Raw genomic sequence first — 18,293 nt, 5'->3', positions numbered from 1 at the left:
TGTGCGATATACATCGCGAACCCACATTCAATGTCACAGATTCTGGAACGTCTCCTGCTCATCTTCAGCAGGTTTTCTTTCACAATGCACCGTCAACGGTGTTTCCGTCGCCGTGAGTAAACGGCTCTTGCCGCACGGCCGAAAGAGGGAGAAGGACCTTCGTGTCTGAAACCACTACTCAAGATTCCACGCCTCGTACGGGCAGTCTGACCGCCCTGCGTCTGCCCCAGCTCCAGGAAATGGCAGCGGGCCTGGGAATCAAAGGGTACCGTCGACTCCGCAAAAGCGAGCTGATCGACGCCATCAACAACCAGAACGGCTCGGGAGCGGCGAAATCCGCACCGAAGTCCGGCTCCGCCGCACCTGCAGCCTCCGAGAAGTCTGCCGACGACTCCAAGGCCGCCGACTCAGCGAAGAACGACGAAGCGAGGAGCGATGCGCCGAAGGGCCGTAGCTCGCGTCGCTCCGCGGCCTCGGTCACCTCGGATGAGGCACCCGCTCTGATCATCGAGCCGCAGTCCGATTCCGACTCTGCGAACGCACAGGAGTCCGCGCCGGCGCAGTCTTCCGGAGACGAGGATCGTTCACGGTCGCGCCGGGGACGTTCGCGTTCCCGCAGCGGTGACGGGCAGAAGGACGACCGCGCTCAGGACTCCGAGGAGTCGAACGATCGCGGATCACGCGGCGATCGCGGCGGCAACGGACGCAACGATCGGGGCGGCAACGGCGGCAACAACGACCGCAACAACGACCGCAACGGTAGCGACCGCAGCAACGATCGCGATGACCGCAACGACCGCGGCAACGACCGTGACGATCGCGGCAATGATCGTGATGACCGCAGCGACCGGGGCAACGACCGGGGCGGAAATGACCGTCGCAATCGTCAGGGCGGGGACAACGACGACCGTGGAAACCGCAACGACCGCGGCAACAACGATCGTCGGAACAACCGCAACAACAACGACGACGATGACCGCGGCGGACGTCGCGGTCGCGGCCGGGATCGCAAACGTCGCGGACGCGGCAACGACGAGCCCGAGATCCGCAACGACGACGTGCTCATCCCCGTCGGCGGCATCCTCGATGTCCATGACAACTACGCCTTCCTGCGGACATCGGGCTACCTGCCCGGTCCCAATGACGTCTACGTCTCCGCATCGATGGTCCGCAAGAACGGTCTGCGCAAGGGCGATGCCGTCGCCGGTGCCATCCGTCAGCCGCGCGAGAACGAGCAGCGCAACAGCAAGCGCGAGAAGTTCGACGCTCTCGTGCGCCTCGATTCCGTCAACGGTCTGACCGTCGACGATGCGCGCAGCCGGGTCGAATTCTCGAAGCTGACACCGCTCTACCCGCAGGAGCGCATGCGGCTCGAGACCACCTCGAAGCTGCACGCGACGCGCATGATCGATCTCATCACCCCGATCGGCAAGGGCCAGCGCGGCCTCATCGTCGCGCCCCCGAAGGCCGGTAAGACGACGATCATGCAGCAGATCGCCAACGCGATCACCGAGAACAACCCTGAGGTCCACCTCATGGTCGTCCTCGTCGACGAGCGTCCCGAGGAAGTCACGGACATGCAGCGTGCGGTGCAGGGAGAGGTCATCGCCTCGACCTTCGACCGTCCCGCCGACGATCACACGACCATCGCCGAACTCGCCATCGAACGGGCCAAGCGCCTCGTCGAGATGGGATCGGACGTCGTCGTCCTCCTCGACAACATCACCCGACTCGGCCGTGCCTACAACATCGCACAGCCCGCCTCGGGCCGGATCCTCTCCGGCGGTGTCGATGCGAACGCACTGTACCCGCCGAAGAAGTTCTTCGGTGCCGCCCGCAACATCGAGAACGGCGGCTCGCTGACCATTCTCGCCACGGCGCTCGTCGAGACCGGATCCAAGATGGACGAGGTCATCTTCGAGGAGTTCAAGGGCACCGGCAACATGGAGCTGCGCCTGAGCCGTCAGCTCGCCGACAAGCGCATCTTCCCGGCCATCGACGTCAACGCCTCGAGCACACGTCGCGAGGAGATCCTGATGACCGGCGAGGAGACCAAGGTGATGTGGCAGCTGCGCCGTCTGCTCTCGGGTCTCGAGCAGCAGCAGGCCGTCGAACTGCTCATGTCCAAGCTCAAGGAGACCGGCTCGAACGTCGAGTTCCTCATGCAGGTGCAGAAGACCACTCCACTGCCGAAGTCCTCGACCGACAACAGCTGAGATGGCCGATGACACCCTCGCCGCCAACGTCAGCGCACTGCTCGATGAGCATTCGAGACTGCAGGAGGAGCTCTCCGATCCTGCTGTCCACACTGACGCCGGCCGGGCCAAGAAGCTGACGAGGCGCTACGCCGAACTCGAGAAGGTGGCCGTGGCCGCCCGTCGGTTCGCTCGGCTCGAAGAGGATCATGCGGCCGCGGAGGAACTCGCGGACGACGACTCCGAATTCGCCGCCGAGGCGGGGCGCCTGGCCGAGGAGATGAGCGAGGTCGAGACCGCGCTCAAGGATCTCCTCGTGCCCAGCGATCCCGATGACGCCCGAGATGCGATCATCGAGATCAAGGCCGGCGAGGGCGGCGACGAGTCAGCTCTCTTCGCGGGCGACCTGCTGCGGATGTACCAGCGGTGGGTCGACTCGCGGGGCTGGTCAGCACAGATCCTCGACGCCACGCATTCGGACCTCGGCGGCTACAAGGACGTCTCGATGGCCATCAAGGCCAAGGACGAAGGCGCCTACGGGTGGCTCAAGTTCGAAGGCGGTGTCCACCGGGTGCAGAGAGTCCCGGTGACCGAATCGCAGGGGCGCATCCACACCTCGGCCGCAGGCGTGCTCGTCTTCCCCGAGGTCGATGAGCCCGAGGAGATCCACCTCGACGACAACGATCTGCGCATCGATGTCTACCGTTCATCGGGTCCCGGCGGACAGTCGGTGAACACCACGGATTCGGCCGTGCGGATCACGCACCTGCCGACCGGCATCACCGCCAGCTGCCAGAACGAGAAGTCACAGCTGCAGAACAAGGAGGCGGCGATGCGGATGCTGCGTGCCCGCATCCTCGCCAAACAGGCCGATGAGGCCGCGGCCGAGGCCGCCGACATCCGCCGGTCCCAGGTCCGCACCGTCGACCGTTCGGAGCGAATCCGGACCTACAACTTTCCGGAGAATCGGATCACCGATCACCGAACGGGATACAAGGCCTACAACCTCGACCAGGTGCTTGCCGGCGATCTCGATCCGGTGGTCGGCTCCTGCCGTGATGCCGACAAGGCCGCTCGCCTCGACGCCCTGGGAGACTGATCTGGACGCGCACCCCCGGCAGCGCGTGTCGACCCTGCTGCGTGCGGCCGAGGGGCTGCTCGCCGAGGCCGGCATTGCCAATCCCGCGCCGGACGCTTCGTCCCTGCTCGCTCATGCGTGGGGAATCGAGACCCAGACGCTGTCGCGGCGACGCCTCTTCGACGAGGAGGTGCCTGCCGAAGTGGCAGGTGACTTCGCGCGCTTATGCGAACGACGCAGACAGCGTGTCCCACTCCAGCATCTGACCGGCACCGCCCACTTCCGCCATCTCGAACTCAGCGTCGGACCCGGTGTCTTCGTTCCCCGCCCCGAAACCGAACTGCTGGTGACAGAGGTCCTCGAGGAGCTCAAGTCCCGTGCCGAGGGCGCTGCTCCTCTCGTCATCGATCTGTGCTCCGGATCCGGGGCGATCAGCCTGTCCCTGGCCAGTGAACATCCCGGGGTCCGGGTCATCGGCGTCGAACGCGAACGCACCGCCCTCGAATGGTCGCGGATCAACCTCGAGCGGACCCACCTCGGCGAGTCCTCGGTCGACTTCGTCGAGGGCGACGCGACGACCTTCGCCGACGACACGCCTGCACTCCACGGCAGCGCCGATGTCGTGGTGACCAACCCTCCCTATGTCCCCGATGCGGCTGTCCCACGTGATGCCGAAGTGCGCGAGCACGATCCCGCTGCCGCACTCTACGGCGGATCGACCGGTCTCGAGATCCCCGCGCAGATCATCCTGCAGGCCGAATCGCTGCTGCGCCCCGGTGGATTCTTCATCATGGAACACAGTGAGGAACAGGGGGCGGGGGCGCGCGAACTCATCGCCTCCACGGCCAGTCTGAGACAGGCCGCGACCTTCCCGGACTACACTGGACGCGACCGCTACACGGTGGCTCGGCGCATGACAGAGACGAGCCGGTGACCACGGGGATCCCTCCGTCGCCACTGCCACCCGAGATTCGAAACGGAGAACGCGTGTCGAGACGATTCGACGTCAGCCAAGCCGACATTCGCGAGCTGGTCCTCGACGAGTGCGCCCGAGTCAGCGAAGCGGGCAATCTGCTCGTCATCCCCACCGACACGGTCTACGGGGTCGCCGCCGACGCATTCAGCGCCTCGGCCGTCGCCTCGCTGCTCGCCGCGAAGGGGCGCGGACGCAATATGCCGCCGCCGGTGCTCGTGCCCCGTGCGGAGACGATCTTCGGACTCGTCGACGGCGTCGATGACCGCGTGCTGGCACTGACCTCACGGTTCTGGCCTGGTCCGCTGACGATCATCGCCAACGCCCAACCCTCCCTCGACTGGGACCTCGGCGACACCCACGGAACGGTCGCCGTGCGGATGCCCGACGATGAGTACGCCCTCGCCCTCCTCGGCCGCACCGGTCCGCTCGCGGTCTCGAGTGCGAACACCAGCGGCTCTCCCGCAGCCACCTCGGTGGACGAGGCGCAGGAGATGCTCGGCGAAGACATCGACATCTACGTCGACGGCGGTGCGCGCGAATCCGGCCTGGCCTCGACGATCATCGACCTCAGCGGGCAGACCCCGCGCATCGTCCGCGAGGGACCCATCACCGCGGCCGAGCTGCGGGAGGTCATCCCCGAGCTGATCGACCTGGACGGCTGAGTGCGCGCCTACCTCTTCATCCTCATCGTCTCCGCCCTCGTGGCGTACCTGCTGACCCCCATGGTCAAGAGGGTCGCCGAACGCGGGCTGATCTTCTCGCCCCTGCGCGAGCGGGACGTGCATTCCGTCCCCACGCCGAGGCTGGGGGGAGTGGCGATGTTCGGTGCGGTGATCGTCGGGCTGGTCTTCGCCTCACAGACGCCGTTCCTGCAGCGGATCTTCGTCGACACCGGTCCGATCATCGGCATCGCCGGGGCCGCGGCCGTCCTCTGCGTTCTCGGCATCATCGATGACATCTGGGATCTGCACTGGATCACGAAACTCGCCGGCCAGGCGCTGGCGGCCGGGTTCATGGCGATCAACGGCGTCGCACTGCTCTCGATTCCCTTCGGGGGAGTGATCATCGGCTCGCCGCGGATGTCGATCATCATCACCATCCTCGTCGTCCTCGTCACCATCAATGCCGTGAACTTCGTCGACGGCCTCGACGGACTCGCCGCCGGAGTTGTGGCCATCGGCGGCAGCGCCTTCTTCATCTACTCCTACTGGCTGGCCCGGGATGCCTCACCCGATTCCTATGCGAACCTGGCCTCGCTCATCATCGCCATCCTCGTCGGCGCCTGCGTCGGCTTCCTGCCCCACAACTTCAATCCCGCGCGCATCTTCATGGGCGATTCCGGTTCGATGCTCATCGGGCTGCTGCTCGCCGCCTCGACGATCCGGGTCACCGGCCAGGTCGATCCCGCTCTCATCGGGCAGGAACGCGTGTTCGCGACATTCATGCCGATCATCCTGCCGATCGCCGTGATGTTTCTGCCGCTGCTCGACCTGGGCCTCGCCGTGGTGCGCCGGCTGATGGCCGGACAGTCCCCCTTCTCCGCCGATGCGAAGCATCTCCATCACCGAATGCTCCGCCTGGGTCACTCCCATGCCCGCGCAGTCCTCATCCTCTACACGTGGACCGCGCTCATCGCCTTCGGCTCCGTGCTCCTGCTCTTCCGCAGCTGGGTGTTCGTCGCCTGCCTCGTCGGCGGACTCTTCGCCGTCACTCTGATCTTCACCTTCTACCCCCTGCGTATGCGACAGAAAGCCAGAGAGGAACTCTCGTGACTGCTCAGTCCGACCCGTCCCGTCCCCAGGAGACCGCCGTGCAGGCTGCCTGGACCCGCGTGTGGAAGACGATGCTCGTGCGCGGGATCGTCCTCGTCCTCGCCGTCGCGATCCTCGGCATGGGCATCGGCTGGCTGATCTCCGGCACCGAAGGTCTGCTCGGCGGCGCGGTCGGCGGGGGACTGGCCGCCGTGTTCATCATCATCACGCTGGTCATCATGTACCTCGGTCGGAACATGGGGCTGACGACCATCGCTGGGTTCCTGGGCATGGGCTTTCTGTTCAAGGCCTTCATCTTCATGATCGTGATCTGGCGTCTCAAGGACGCCGCATGGCTCGACGGGACGGTCGCCTTCTTCACCATCGTCGTCGCCGTCATCGGCTCGTCACTGGTGGAGGCGCTGACCGTGGTCAAGGGGCGAGTTCCCTATGTCGATCCGGAAGCGAAATGACTCGAAGGTAACCGTGAGCGGGCGCCGGGAGAACCGAGCTGACAGAAATTGCACAGCAAAGGCTGATGGATTTGTCGGCAGCTCTCTACAATTGGTAGAGTAGACCTGGTGCTGGAGCCATCTGTAGCTCCATGTCGCTCCTGAACCAAAAGCCACGCAGCGTTCGCGTGGCCAAGGCCAGGCCATCAAGGCCCTTGACCATGGGAGAGTAAAACAAACGTGGGAACACTCAACGCCGCGAACACGACGCTCAATGCTGCAGAAGGTGGCTTCCACGCCCCTTCGATGGCCGAATTCTTTCCAGCGGCTTTCCTCTTCGAGGGCACTCCGTTTGAGATGAACCGCGTGATGCTCATCCGCATCCTCGCGACCGCCGCCGTCGTGATTCTGCTGGCCGTGTGGGCGAACAGAATGAAGCTCATCCCCAGCCGCTTCCAGTCGGCCATGGAACTCGCCATGGAGTTCGTCACCGTCGGCATCGCCGAAGACACCATGGGCAAGGAGAAGGCGAAGAAGTTCATGCCGCTGATCGTGGCGATCTTCTTCGGCATCCTGTTCTGGAACGTCACGAAGCTCATTCCGTTCCTGAATATGCCCGGCACCGGCGTCATCGGTCTCCCGATCGTCCTCACACTCGTCGTCTACGTGACGTACCACTGGGCAGGCATCGCCGAGAAGGGCATCGGGCGCTACCTCAAGGATTCGCTCATCCTGCCCGGCGTGCCGTGGCCGATGCACATCCTACTCATCCCGATCGAGTTCATCACGAAGTTCATCACCCAGCCGTTCACGCTGGCGATCCGACTCTTCGCGAACATGATGGTCGGCCACCTGCTGCTCGTGCTCTGCTTCTCCGCAACGAGCTTCTTCCTCTTCGACGCCTCCAACGGCTTCCAGTTCTTCTCGATCCTCACTTTCGCCGGCGGATTCTTCGTCTTCCTGCTCGAGATGCTGGTCGTCTGCCTCCAGGCCTACATCTTCGCCCTTCTGTCCTGCGTCTACATCAATGCCGCGATCTCGGACGACCACTGAGTTACGACCCCACAATCTGTAACCCCCTGGTGTTACAAGGCCGGGCCAACCACCCGGCTGCCATATGAAAGGAAAAGCAATCAATGGATATGCTCGCTGAAGTTTCAGGAAGCGTCTCGACGATTGGCTACGGCCTCGCCGCCATCGGCCCCGGTATCGGTGTCGGTATCGTCATCGGCAAGACCATCGAGGGAACCGCTCGTCAGCCCGAGATGGCCGGCGCCCTGCGCGGAAACATGTTCCTCGGTATCGCTCTGATCGAGGCCCTGGCCCTCATCGGTATCGCCACCCCGTTCTTCCTGCCCTGATCGCGAAGAGGACTAAACGATGACTCCGGTACACATTCTCGCGGCAGCGGAAGCGGGCGGAAACCCGCTTCTCCCCGCGCTGTATGACATCGTCTGGAGTGCCGTCTGTCTGCTGATCGTCTTCCTGGTTGTCTGGAAGTACGTCCTCCCGGCCTTCAACAAGACACTCGATGAGCGCGCCGAGCGCATCCAGGGTGGCATTGAGAAGGCTGAGAAGGTGCAGGCCGAAGCCGATCAGGCTCTGGCCGAGTATCAGAAGCAGCTCGCCGACGGTCGTGCAGAGGCTGCACGACTGCGCGCCGAGGCTCAGGAAGAGGGCGCCCAGATCATCGCCGACATGAAGGCACAGGCTCACTCCGAGTCCGAGCGCATCGTCGCTCAGGCTCAGACGCAGATCGAAGCCGAGCGTCAGGCCGCCATGGTGCAGCTGCGCTCGGAGGTCGGCACCCTGGCCACGGATCTCGCTTCACGGATCGTCGGGGAGTCCCTCACCGATGACCAGCGCTCGGCCAATGTGGTCGACCGTTTCATCTCCGATCTCGAGTCCAAGTCGTCCGCACAGCCGGTCAAGGGGGCGTGATGCTCCAGTCGAGCAGATTGTCCCTGCAGGCCGTTCTTGAAGCCGCCAACACCGAGATCTCCGCGGGCGATGCCCGTGAGATCGGTGAGGGCATGCTGGCCGTCGTGTCGGTTCTGGCCGAGAACGTGCAGCTGCGCAAGGCCTTGGCGGACTCGTCTGAGTCGGCCGAGAAGAAGCAGCAGCTGCTGCGGACTCTGTTCTCGACTCGGACCACCGAAGCCGTTCTGCGGATCAGCGACCAGGCCGTCGGCCTGCGTTGGGCGCGGACCCAGGACCTGGTGACAGGTCTTGAGGTTGCGGGTGTGACTGCGATCGCCGCAGCCGCACAGGTGCAGAGCCGACTCGGGCAGGTAGAAGAAGAGGTCTTCCGCTTCGCACGCCTGTCCGAGAGCGATCACGAACTCGGCCGAGCTCTCGATTCCGAGGCATCCGCTGAGGTCAAGAGTCAGCTGATCACCGATCTGCTGGCCGACAAGGCTCAGCCTGACACCATCACACTGATCACCCAGGCGGCACTGCACTCGCGCGGTCTTCGCGTCGCGACCGCCCTCGATCAGTACAGCGATATACTCGCGGCCAGGCAGCAGCGTTCGGTCGCAGACGTCACCGTCGCCAAACCGCTGAGCGAGACTCAGACCCAGAAGCTGGGAGCCGCGCTCTCGGCCAGCTACGGTCGCGAGCTCGTTCTCAACATCCAGGTCGATCCCGATGTCATCGGGGGAGTCCGGGTGCAGGTCGGCGACGAGATGATGAGCTCGACCGTGGCCGACCGATTGGCCGAAGTGCAGCGCAAGCTCGCAGGTTGACACGAGTGGCCGGCTCCTCCGGCAGCACTGGCGGCCCCACCGGTCGCCGGAGACCAAGATTTGAGTAAAGGAAGCAGGGAAACCAGATGGCGGAACTGACAATTCGCCCGGAAGAGATTCGGGACGCTCTGGGGAAGTTCGTTGAATCGTACAACCCCGAGAGCTCGGTAAAGAGCGAGGTCGGCAAGGTCGTCACCGCCGGTGACGGAATCGCCCACGTATCCGGTCTGCCCGGAACCATGGCCAACGAACTCCTCCGGTTCGAAGACGGCACCTTGGGACTGGCACAGAACCTCGACGAGCGCGAGATCGGCGTCGTCGTCCTCGGCGAGTTCTCCGGCATCGCCGAAGAGCAGAACGTCTACCGCACCGGTGAGGTCCTCTCGATCCCCGTCGGCGACGGCTACCTCGGTCGCGTCGTCGACCCGCTGGGTCGTGCCGTCGACGGACTCGGCGAAATCGAGACCGTCGGCCGCCGTGAGCTCGAGCTCCAGGCCGCAGGCGTGATGGATCGCCAGGAAGTCCGCGAGCCGATGCAGACGGGCTACAAGAGCATCGACGCAATGATCCCGGTCGGACGCGGACAGCGTCAGCTGATCATCGGCGACCGCAAGACCGGCAAGACCGCTCTGGCGATCGACACGATCATCAATCAGAAGGCCAACTGGGAGACCGGCGACCCGAAGAAGCAGGTCCGCTGCATCTACGTCGCCGTCGGCCAGAAGGGCTCCACGATCGCCGGTGTCCGCCGCTCCCTCGAAGAGGCCGGCGCGCTCGAATACACGACCATCGTGTCCTCGCCCGCTTCCGACCCCGCCGGCTACAAGTACCTGGCGCCCTATGCCGGTTCGGCCATCGGTCAGCACTGGATGTACGACGGCAAACACGTCCTCATCGTCTTCGACGACCTGTCGAAGCAGGCCGAGGCCTACCGTGCAGTGTCGCTGCTCCTGCGCCGTCCGCCGGGCCGCGAGGCCTACCCGGGTGACGTCTTCTACCTGCACTCGCGTCTGCTCGAGCGCTGCGCCAAGCTCTCCGATGAACTCGGCGGCGGTTCGATGACCGGTCTGCCGATCATCGAGACCAAGGCCAACGACGTCGGCGCGTTCATTCCGACCAACGTCATCTCGATCACCGATGGTCAGATCTTCCTTCAGTCGGACCTCTTCAACGCCGGTCAGCGCCCTGCTGTCGACGTCGGTGTGTCCGTCTCCCGTGTCGGCGGCGCCGCACAGACGAAGGCGCTCAAGGGCGTCTCGGGTACGCTGAAGATCTCGCTGGCTCAGTACCGTTCGCTCGAGGCCTTCGCGATGTTCGCCTCCGACCTCGACGATGCCACCAAGCGCGATCTGGCTCGCGGTGCCCGCCTGACCGAGCTGCTCAAGCAGTCTCAGTACTCGCCGATGCCGTTCGAGAAGCAGACCGTGTCCATCTTCGCCGGCACCAACGGCTACCTGGATGAGATTCCGGTCTCGGACGTGCTCAAGTACGAGACCGAGCTGCACGATCACATCGAGCGGAAGACGGGAATCTTCACGACCATCCGTGAGACCCTCAAGCTCGACGATGACACCAGCGAAGAGCTGAAGAACGTCCTCGGCGAGTTCACGCAGAACTTCGTGAGCTCCGATGGCAGCGGTTCGAAGGCCGGCAGCGAAGACACTTCGGTCGCCTCGTCCGATGACGTCGAGCAGGAGCAGATCGTTCGGCAGAAGCGTTGAACCTGTTCCGTAACGGCGAAAGGAAGAACTGATGGGAGCCCAGCAGAGGGTCTTCAAACAGAAGATCCGCTCGACTCAGTCCTTGAGGAAGATCTTCAAGGCCATGGAGCTCATCGCTGCTTCACGGATCCAGAAGGCCATTGCCCGTTCGCAGGCAGCCAGCCCCTACGCCAACGCCCTGACCCGTGCGGTCTCGGCGGTGGCAAGCGAATCGAACGTCGACCACGTGTTGACCTCGGAACCGGAATCGGTCACCCGCGCAGCCGTGCTGGTGGTCGGTCCCGACCGCGGATTCGCCGGAGCCTACTCCGCGAACCTCCTGCGTGAGGCCGAAGAGCTCATTCGGCTTCTCCGAGAAGAGGGCAAAGACGTTCAGCTGTTCACGGTGGGCGGCAAGGCCAAGAACTACTACACCTTCCGCGATCGTGCGATCGAACGGGCCTGGACCGGCATCTCGGAGAACCCGACTGCCGAGAACGCCCGCGAGATCGGCGAGGCACTGTTGGACAGCTTCGATCCGGAATCGGCCGAACACGGCGTGGACGAGATCTACATCGTGTTCACGAAGTTCGTCTCCAGCGTCAACCACGACCCGGAGTACCGGCGGCTGCTTCCCTTGGAGGTCGTCGATGCCGATGAGGCATCGTCGGGCAACCGGACGGAGACCGCGGCCAGCGCCACGGCCCTCCCGCTCTATGAGTTCGAACCCAGTGCAGAGGCCGTGTTGGACGCGCTGCTGCCCCGCTATATCGATTCGCGGATTCTCTCAGCGCTGCTGAGTGCGTCTGCGTCCGAGCAGGCGTCGAGGCAGGCGGCGATGAAGACAGCCACTGACAATGCGGATGATCTGATCAAGACCTACACCCGGTTGGCCAATACGGCCCGCCAGGCGGAAATCACCCAGGAACTCACCGAGATCGTCGGTGGGGCCGATGCCCTTGCGGCGTCGGCAGCCGGCGACTGACCGGCGAGAGCAGAGAAGAAAGAGACCATGACTGCCACAGTTACGGAAACGTCCCCGGCACAGGGCACCGCCCTCGGTCGGATTTCCCGAGTCATCGGCCCGGTTGTCGACATCGAATTCCCGCTCGACTCCGTGCCCGAGATCTACAACGCGCTGACCACCTCGGTCGAGCTCTCCGAAGGCACTCGCAACCTGACCTTCGAGGTCGGCCTGCACCTCGGCAACGGCATCGTCCGCGCCGTGTCCCTGCAGCCCACCGACGGACTGGTCCGCGGTCAGGAAGTCGTCGACAGCGGTTCTCCGATCACGGTGCCCGTCGGTGACGTGACGAAGAACCACGTCTGGAACACCACCGGCGACTGCCTCAACCTCCAAGAGGGCGAGAAGCTCGAGATCGCTGATCGCTGGCCGATCCACCGTTCGGCACCGGCCTTCGACGAACTCGAGTCGAAGACCGAGATGCTCGAGGTCGGCATCAAGAGCATCGACCTCCTCACCCCGTATGTGCAGGGTGGAAAGATCGGCCTCTTCGGCGGTGCCGGTGTGGGCAAGACGGTGCTCATCCAGGAGATGATCTTCCGTATTGCTCACAACCACAGCGGCACCTCGGTGTTCGCCGGTGTCGGTGAGCGCACCCGTGAGGGCAACGACCTCATCATGGAGATGGACGAGGCCGGCGTGTTCAAGGACACCGCCCTGGTCTTCGGCCAGATGGACGAGCCGCCAGGCACCCGTCTGCGCGTGGCGCTGTCGGCGCTGACCATGGCGGAGTACTTCCGCGATGTGCAGAACCAGGACGTGCTGCTCTTCATCGACAACATCTTCCGCTTCACCCAGGCCGGTTCCGAGGTCTCGACCCTGCTGGGTCGCATGCCCTCGGCCGTGGGCTACCAACCCAACCTGGCTGACGAGATGGGTCTGCTGCAGGAGCGCATCACCTCGACACGTGGTCACTCGATCACCTCGATGCAGGCGATCTACGTCCCGGCCGACGACTACACCGACCCGGCTCCGGCGACGACCTTCGCCCACCTGGACGCGACCACGGAGCTCAGCCGTGACATCGCATCGCGCGGTCTCTACCCCGCGATCGACCCGCTGGCTTCGTCCTCGCGCATCCTCGATCCGCTGATCGTGGGCGAGGAGCACTACCGGGTGGCCAATGAGGTCAAGGCGATCCTGCAGAAGAACAAGGAACTGCAGGACATCATCGCCATCCTCGGCGTCGACGAACTCGGCGAAGAGGACAAACTGGTCGTCCACCGTGCGCGCCGCATCGAGCAGTTCCTCTCGCAGAACACCTACACTGCAGAGAAGTTCACGCAGGTGCCCGGTTCGACCGTGCCGATCGCCGATACGATCGAAGGCTTTGCCAAGATCTGCTCCGGCGACGTCGACCACATCCCAGAGCAGGCCTTCTTCAACGTGGGTGGGCTCGACGATGTCATGCGCAACTACGAAGAGATGCAGAAGTAAGTCATGGCGACACTCGATGTGAATGTCGTCGCGGCCGATCGCGAGGTCTGGGTCGGTGAGGCCAAGCGCGTCATCGCCCGGACCTTGGACGGCGAGATCGGCATCCTGCCAGGCCATGAGCCTGTGCTGGGTGTCGTCGCCGATGGCGAGGCACGGATTCTCACGAACGGCGAGGAGACCATCAGGGTCAAGGCCGATGGCGGCTTCCTCTCCGTTGAGAACAATCGTGTGATCATCGCCGCTGATCAGGCCGAACTTCTCTGATCCGCGCGTTACACTGGCAACCGTGAACCCTTCTGTCCTGCTGATCGTTCTGCTCTCGTTGGTAGGACTCGCGCTTGTGCTCATCGTCGTTGTGACGATTCGACGCAGGTCCATCTCGAAGCTCTCCGGTGCTTTTGACTGCTCCATCAACGTGGGCGAGGAATCTTCTTCTCGCCCACGTTGGCGTTTGGGCGTAGCGGTGTTCTCGGTAGCGTCACTGGACTGGTACCCGGTCTTCGCCCTGACGCGCAGGGCTGCTGTGCGCCTTCCGCGCGCCGATCTCGATATCCTGGTCCGCCGCAAACCGACCTCCGGCGAGCAGTACTCGGTGCTGCCCGACGCGGTGGTCGTCGACTGCTCCTACGGGAAGGCAGACGGACGCCCCCGGTCCGTGTCCCTGGCGATGGACGCCGAGTCCTTGTCCACGATGGCTTCGTGGCTCGAATCCTCGCCTCCCGGCTTCAACCCGACGATGGGAAGGTTCACCTGATGGATGTCTTCCGCCTGACCGGCCCCTCTCAGCTGCGCGGCGTCGTCGACATCAGGGGCGCGAAGAACAGCGTCCTCAAACTCATGGCGGCAAGTCTTCTCGCCGTCGGCCGCACCACCATCAGCAATGTTCCCGCGATCCTCGATGTCAGGATCATGGTCGAGCTGCTGGTGCGCCTGGGCTGCTCCGTCGACTACGACGCCGAGGCGGGTGTCGTCAGCATCGACGTGCCCGAACTGGTCGGCATCCAAGCCGACTACGAACTCGTGCGGGCGATGCGCGCCTCGATCTCTGTGCTCGGGCCGCTGACGGCTCGGATGCGCTCCGCACACGTCGCTCTGCCCGGCGGAGATGCGATCGGCTCACGTGGGCTCGACATGCATCAGGCCGGCCTCGAAGCCCTCGGCGCGACCGTCCATCTCGACCACGGTTACTTCGTCGCCGAGGCACCTGAGGGTCTGCAGGGCACGGAGATCTCTCTCCAGTTCCCCTCCGTGGGCGCCACGGAGAACCTGGTCATGGCGGCCACTCTCGCCCACGGCGTGACAACGATCTCGAATGCCGCGAAGGAACCGGAGATCGTCGACATCTGCTCGATGCTCGTCGAGATGGGTGCCCGGATCGACGGCATCGGCACACCTGATATCACCGTCACCGGAGTCTCCGAGCTCCGCCCGGTCGATCATCGCACTGTCGGCGATCGCATCGTCGCGGGCACCTATGCTTTCGGTGCCGCGCTGAGCGGGGGAGACGTCACTGTCAGGGGAGTGGGGCTCGACCTCATGCCCAATATCGCGATCAAGCTGCGGGACGCCGGAGCCACCGTCGATCCCTTGGACGGGATCGAACTCGGGGACGGCACTCTGGGCGCGGGATTCCGCGTCCGTGGAGCCGACCGACCGAAGGCGATCCGGGTGGCCACGATGCCGTTCCCCGGCTTCCCGACCGACCTGCAGCCCTTCGTCATCGCACTCAACTCCGTCGCCGAGGGAACCGGGCTGCTCTCGGAGAACCTGTTCGAGGCCCGGTGGCGCTTCGTCCAGGAGATCGCCCGCCTCGGAGCGAAGGTGCGCATCGACGGCAACCATGCCCTCATCTCCGGTGTCGAGGGTCTCTCCGGCGCCGAGGTGGAGGCCTCCGACATCCGGGCCGGCGCAGGTCTCGTGATGGCTGGTCTGCGAGCAGTGGGCATCACAGAGGTCTCGGGCATCGATCACATCGAACGCGGCTACGAGAACTTCGTGACGAACCTGCGCAGCCTCGGCGCCGATATCGAGCGCGTCGAGAAGCGCGACATCCTCACCTTCGAGTAGAACCTCAGGAAGTTCTCAGAAGAGGCGGGTGTCGGGATCGTCCATGCCGCGCAGCGCATCGTAGTCGAGCACCACACAGCGAATGCCGCGGTCTTCGGCGAGGGTCCTGGCCTGCGGCTTGATCTCCTGGGCGGCGAAGACGCCGTCGACGGGACTGAGCAGGGGATCCCGATTCATCAGCTCGAGGTAGCGGGTGAGCTGCTCCACGCCGTCGATGTCACCGCGACGTTTGATCTCGACGGCCACCGACCTCTGTCCCTGGTCACGGGCGAGGATGTCGACCGGACCGATCGCGGTCATGTACTCACGGCGGACGAGGCTGTAGCCGGTCCCCAGCGTTTCGATGTGCTCGGCCAGCAGCTCCTGCAGATGGGCTTCGACGCCGTCTTTCACCAGACCGGGATCGATACCGAGGTCATGCTGGTCATCGGCGATCACCTCGGCGATGGAGATGACGAGACGATCTCCGGTCTTGGTCTGGGAGACCTCCCACAGCTGGGTCAGTCCCGCCTCTGCCTGCTCCTCGCTCGGCTCGGTGATCTTCACCGTGGCCGGGGGAGTCATCCAGTTCAGCGGTTTGTAGGAACCGCCGTCGGAATGGATGAGGATCGAACCATCGGCCTTGAGCATGATCAGGCGGGCGGCCATGGGCAGATGGGCGGTCAGACGACCGGCATAATCAACGGAGCACTTAGCAATGACGAGACGCACGGGGTTCACCCTACGTGAGACAATGAGCCAATGCCACGATCTTCATCCTCGCGTCGCAAGAACAAATGGCAGCAGGCACCGCCGGACCTCTCCGATTCGGTCGCGGGCATGCGCACGAGCCGCAATCTGCCCGATGGCACCTGGTCGGTGCAGACGGTGAAGGGCAATGACTCGGGCAAGGTCTACACCTGCCCCGGCTGCGGCCGCGAAGTGGGAGCATCGAGCGCACACATCGTCGCCTGGCGGCAGGAAGCCCGACACGGCATCGAGATCGGCGTGGAGTCACGGCGGCATTGGCATCAGAGGTGCTTCGAACGATTCCGCTGATCGGCAGTCAGCCTCGGAGATATGACGAAAGGGACCCGCGAACGGGTCCCTTTCGTCGTTCCTGAGCCAGCATCGGCATCTGCCACCGGCATAGGCGCTTCAGCTCATGTCACGAAGCTTTCGAAGCTCAGCGCAGGGAATTGCGCGAGCGCGAGGCTTTCTGGTTGGAGTTGTTCGGTCCGGCCTGGCTGCCGTCCTTGGCACCCGACACCTGAGCATCGATCGCGATCGTGTCCTCGTCGGTGGCGCCGTTGGGCAGGTCCTTGCCGTCGGTCTTCGACTCGGCCGATTCACCCTCTGCGTCGGTTGACTTCGCTCCGGCCTGAGCCGCCTTCGCATCTGCCGGAGCCGATTTCGCATCCGTGCCGGTTGTCGCGGACTTCCCGTCCGAATCAGCCGTCTGAGCGTTCGATGTTGCGGCCTTGTGCCCCTGAGAGTTCGAATTCGGTGAATTCGACCCCTGCGGCTTCGCGCCATTCGACGGCTGCGACTGCGTCGACGTGCCCTTGCTGCCGGTCTTCGACGAGCCTGCTGACTGATCCTCGGTCGATGTCGAAGCCGCATCGGAATCGGCACCTTCGGCTTCGTCCTCGGCGAGAAGATCTGCGAGTTCCTGCTCGTCGGCGATCTGCTCCGTCGCGTGGGACGCTGATTCTGCCTTGGCCGGATCGACGGCGTCTTCGCCCATCACACCGGGCATGGCGAAGAGAGAGCGGAGCTGATCGAGCTGCGCAGTGATCGTCTTCCGCTGCTTGGTGAGCAGGTCGACCTGCGACTGTGCGGAGGCGACATTGCGCTTGGCTTCGGCCGCAGACTCTTCGATCGTCGCCTCGGCGGTCGCCCGCGCTTCGGAGATGAGGGTCTGGGCCCGGGTCTTGCCGTCGGCGATGATCTCGTCGGCCTTCTTCACGGCATCGGCGCGAGTCGTCTCCGCGCGCTCTGCCGCTTCCTTGGCCTCCGTGTCGGCCTTCGCCGCACGAGCCTGGGCCTCCTCGATCAGCTTCTTGTTCTCGACCTGGGCGTCGTCATAGCGCTTCTTCCGATCGGCCTCGGCCTCCTGGCGCTTGGTCGCCAGTTCGACGTCGAGTTCGTTGCCGGCCTTCTTCGACGCTTCGTCACGGGCCTTGGCGGCGGCCAGGAGCTCATCGGCCTGGGCCTGGGCGGCGGCGATGGTCTCCTCTGCCTGCGTCTTCGCCTCGGCGCGGAGATCGGCCGCTTCCTTCTCGGCGGTGGCGCGGAGTTCGGAGATCTCGTGCTCGAGAGCTTCGCGGGACTCCTTGGCCGAAGCCGCATTGGCTTCCTTGGCCTGATTGGTCTCCCGATCGGTGGTGGCCTTGAGCTCGGCGGCCCGGTTCTCGGCGGCCTTGACCGTCTCTTCGGCCCGCATCTCGGCGGAGCTGATGATCGCATCGGCCTCGGACCGGGCGTTCGACAGGGTGTCATTGCTTTCGGTGTGCATCCGTGCACGAGCCGAAGCCGCCTCGGCGCGGGCCTTGTTCCGGATGGTCTCCGCATCGGAATTGGCCTGTGCCAGGGTCTCGCGTGCCTGCGATTCTGCGATCTTGAGCAGGTGGTCGATGCGGCTGCCGGGAGGGCCTGCCGCCTCGGCGCTGTCATTGGCGGCCTTCTTCAGCTGAGCCTTCGCCTCGGACAGTTCGCCGGCGATCTGGAGCTTCGCACGGTCGGCGTTGATGACCTGACTACGCGCATCGGAGAGCGCCTTGCGCACCGACTCGACCTCGGTCCGAAGCTGCTGCAGGCGAGAATCGACTTCACTCTTTTCGTACCCGCGCATCGCTGTGCGGAATTCTTCGGTGGGCGTCACTGA

19 protein-coding genes are annotated in these 18,293 nt (G+C 64.4%); 17 read left to right on the top strand and 2 right to left on the bottom strand.

The features are described 5' to 3' along the window. Nucleotides 1-161 precede the first annotated feature (161 nt). From rho to murA, 16 genes are all read left to right on the top strand, one after another. Nucleotides 162-2,216 (top strand): transcription termination factor Rho, encoded by a 2,055-nt coding sequence (rho, locus tag ACH82I_RS02960; protein WP_230743814.1) that lies wholly within the window; start codon nucleotides 162-164, stop codon nucleotides 2,214-2,216. Between the two features lies 1 nt (nucleotide 2,217). After that, nucleotides 2,218-3,294 (top strand): peptide chain release factor 1, encoded by a 1,077-nt coding sequence (gene prfA, locus ACH82I_RS02955; RefSeq protein WP_230743815.1) that lies wholly within the window; start codon nucleotides 2,218-2,220, stop codon nucleotides 3,292-3,294. Continuing rightward, nucleotides 3,254-4,207, top strand: a complete 954-nt coding sequence (gene prmC, locus ACH82I_RS02950) for a peptide chain release factor N(5)-glutamine methyltransferase (protein WP_413335379.1) — start codon at nucleotides 3,254-3,256, stop codon at nucleotides 4,205-4,207. Before prfA ends, prmC begins: the two co-directional genes overlap by 41 nt. A gap of 53 nt (nucleotides 4,208-4,260) precedes the next feature. Beyond that, nucleotides 4,261-4,911, top strand: coding sequence for an L-threonylcarbamoyladenylate synthase (locus ACH82I_RS02945; RefSeq protein WP_230743817.1), 651 nt, complete (start codon nucleotides 4,261-4,263; stop codon nucleotides 4,909-4,911). Then, nucleotides 4,912-6,021, top strand: coding sequence for an MraY family glycosyltransferase (locus ACH82I_RS02940; RefSeq protein WP_230743818.1), 1,110 nt, complete (start codon nucleotides 4,912-4,914; stop codon nucleotides 6,019-6,021). Further along, entirely contained in the window at nucleotides 6,018-6,473 is a 456-nt protein-coding gene (locus ACH82I_RS02935; RefSeq protein WP_230743819.1) for a hypothetical protein, read from the top strand. Before ACH82I_RS02940 ends, ACH82I_RS02935 begins: the two co-directional genes overlap by 4 nt. 219 nt (nucleotides 6,474-6,692) lie before the next feature. Continuing rightward, nucleotides 6,693-7,505 carry a F0F1 ATP synthase subunit A gene (gene atpB, locus ACH82I_RS02930; protein ID WP_230743820.1) on the top strand — a complete coding sequence of 271 codons (813 nt, stop codon included), beginning with the start codon at nucleotides 6,693-6,695 and terminating at the stop codon, nucleotides 7,503-7,505. Nucleotides 7,506-7,588: 83 nt separating this feature from the next. Continuing rightward, a complete protein-coding gene (gene atpE / locus ACH82I_RS02925; RefSeq protein ID WP_166971395.1) occupies nucleotides 7,589-7,813 on the top strand; it encodes a F0F1 ATP synthase subunit C in 225 nt (74 codons plus the stop codon). A 19-nt stretch (nucleotides 7,814-7,832) separates the two neighbouring features. Further along, nucleotides 7,833-8,393 carry a F0F1 ATP synthase subunit B gene (locus ACH82I_RS02920; protein WP_413335376.1) on the top strand — a complete coding sequence of 187 codons (561 nt, stop codon included), beginning with the start codon at nucleotides 7,833-7,835 and terminating at the stop codon, nucleotides 8,391-8,393. Further along, on the top strand, nucleotides 8,393-9,199 hold the full coding sequence (locus ACH82I_RS02915) for a F0F1 ATP synthase subunit delta (RefSeq protein WP_413335374.1): 807 nt from the start codon (nucleotides 8,393-8,395) through the stop codon (nucleotides 9,197-9,199). Before ACH82I_RS02920 ends, ACH82I_RS02915 begins: the two co-directional genes overlap by 1 nt. Nucleotides 9,200-9,285: 86 nt before the next feature. Next, nucleotides 9,286-10,920: a F0F1 ATP synthase subunit alpha gene (gene atpA, locus ACH82I_RS02910; protein WP_230743823.1), complete on the top strand. Its 1,635-nt coding sequence runs from the start codon at nucleotides 9,286-9,288 to the stop codon at nucleotides 10,918-10,920. 31 nt (nucleotides 10,921-10,951) lie between these two features. After that, entirely contained in the window at nucleotides 10,952-11,884 is a 933-nt protein-coding gene (locus ACH82I_RS02905) for a F0F1 ATP synthase subunit gamma (protein ID WP_413335372.1), read from the top strand. A 27-nt stretch (nucleotides 11,885-11,911) separates the two neighbouring features. After that, nucleotides 11,912-13,360 carry a F0F1 ATP synthase subunit beta gene (atpD, locus tag ACH82I_RS02900; RefSeq protein ID WP_230743825.1) on the top strand — a complete coding sequence of 483 codons (1,449 nt, stop codon included), beginning with the start codon at nucleotides 11,912-11,914 and terminating at the stop codon, nucleotides 13,358-13,360. Nucleotides 13,361-13,363: 3 nt separating this feature from the next. Beyond that, nucleotides 13,364-13,624 carry a F0F1 ATP synthase subunit epsilon gene (locus ACH82I_RS02895; protein WP_230743826.1) on the top strand — a complete coding sequence of 87 codons (261 nt, stop codon included), beginning with the start codon at nucleotides 13,364-13,366 and terminating at the stop codon, nucleotides 13,622-13,624. 22 nt (nucleotides 13,625-13,646) lie between these two features. After that, nucleotides 13,647-14,114, top strand: coding sequence for a DUF2550 domain-containing protein (locus tag ACH82I_RS02890; RefSeq protein ID WP_230743827.1), 468 nt, complete (start codon nucleotides 13,647-13,649; stop codon nucleotides 14,112-14,114). Further along, nucleotides 14,114-15,427, top strand: a complete 1,314-nt coding sequence (gene murA, locus ACH82I_RS02885; protein ID WP_413335370.1) for a UDP-N-acetylglucosamine 1-carboxyvinyltransferase — start codon at nucleotides 14,114-14,116, stop codon at nucleotides 15,425-15,427. Before ACH82I_RS02890 ends, murA begins: the two co-directional genes overlap by 1 nt. Nucleotides 15,428-15,442: 15 nt before the next feature. Here murA and nucS read toward each other — a convergent pair whose 3' ends face one another. Continuing rightward, nucleotides 15,443-16,138, bottom strand: a complete 696-nt coding sequence (nucS, locus tag ACH82I_RS02880; protein ID WP_230743829.1) for an endonuclease NucS — start codon at nucleotides 16,136-16,138, stop codon at nucleotides 15,443-15,445. A 30-nt stretch (nucleotides 16,139-16,168) separates the two neighbouring features. Here nucS and ACH82I_RS02875 point away from each other — a divergent pair, with 30 nt between their 5' ends. Beyond that, nucleotides 16,169-16,465, top strand: a complete 297-nt coding sequence (locus tag ACH82I_RS02875) for a hypothetical protein (protein ID WP_230743830.1) — start codon at nucleotides 16,169-16,171, stop codon at nucleotides 16,463-16,465. Nucleotides 16,466-16,592: 127 nt separating this feature from the next. Here the strand turns inward: ACH82I_RS02875 and ACH82I_RS02870 are convergent, their stop codons facing one another. Beyond that, nucleotides 16,593-18,290 carry a cell division protein gene (locus ACH82I_RS02870; RefSeq protein WP_413335367.1) on the bottom strand — a complete coding sequence of 566 codons (1,698 nt, stop codon included), beginning with the start codon at nucleotides 18,288-18,290 and terminating at the stop codon, nucleotides 16,593-16,595. Between the last annotated feature and the right edge of the window lie 3 nt (nucleotides 18,291-18,293).

Source organism: Brevibacterium sp. GP-SGM9, assembly GCF_047300845.1.
In the GTDB taxonomy this organism is placed as follows: domain Bacteria; phylum Actinomycetota; class Actinomycetes; order Actinomycetales; family Brevibacteriaceae; genus Brevibacterium.
The sequence above is the reverse complement of the archived record's forward strand: the minus strand, read 5'-3'. Positions and strand labels throughout refer to the sequence as shown.

Excerpts from the sequence above, each read along its gene's own strand:
- prfA (WP_230743815.1), top strand. The coding sequence starts at position 2,218 with ATGGCCGATGACACCCTCGCCGCCAACGTCAGCGCACTGCTCGATGAG.
- prmC (WP_413335379.1), top strand. The coding sequence starts at position 3,254 with ATGCCGACAAGGCCGCTCGCCTCGACGCCCTGGGAGACTGATCTGGAC.
- atpE (WP_166971395.1), top strand. The coding sequence starts at position 7,589 with ATGGATATGCTCGCTGAAGTTTCAGGAAGCGTCTCGACGATTGGCTAC.
- ACH82I_RS02920 (WP_413335376.1), top strand. The coding sequence starts at position 7,833 with ATGACTCCGGTACACATTCTCGCGGCAGCGGAAGCGGGCGGAAACCCG.
- ACH82I_RS02915 (WP_413335374.1), top strand. The coding sequence starts at position 8,393 with ATGCTCCAGTCGAGCAGATTGTCCCTGCAGGCCGTTCTTGAAGCCGCC.
- atpA (WP_230743823.1), top strand. The coding sequence starts at position 9,286 with ATGGCGGAACTGACAATTCGCCCGGAAGAGATTCGGGACGCTCTGGGG.
- ACH82I_RS02905 (WP_413335372.1), top strand. The coding sequence starts at position 10,952 with ATGGGAGCCCAGCAGAGGGTCTTCAAACAGAAGATCCGCTCGACTCAG.
- atpD (WP_230743825.1), top strand. The coding sequence starts at position 11,912 with ATGACTGCCACAGTTACGGAAACGTCCCCGGCACAGGGCACCGCCCTC.
- ACH82I_RS02895 (WP_230743826.1), top strand. The coding sequence starts at position 13,364 with ATGGCGACACTCGATGTGAATGTCGTCGCGGCCGATCGCGAGGTCTGG.
- murA (WP_413335370.1), top strand. The coding sequence starts at position 14,114 with ATGGATGTCTTCCGCCTGACCGGCCCCTCTCAGCTGCGCGGCGTCGTC.
- ACH82I_RS02875 (WP_230743830.1), top strand. The coding sequence starts at position 16,169 with ATGCCACGATCTTCATCCTCGCGTCGCAAGAACAAATGGCAGCAGGCA.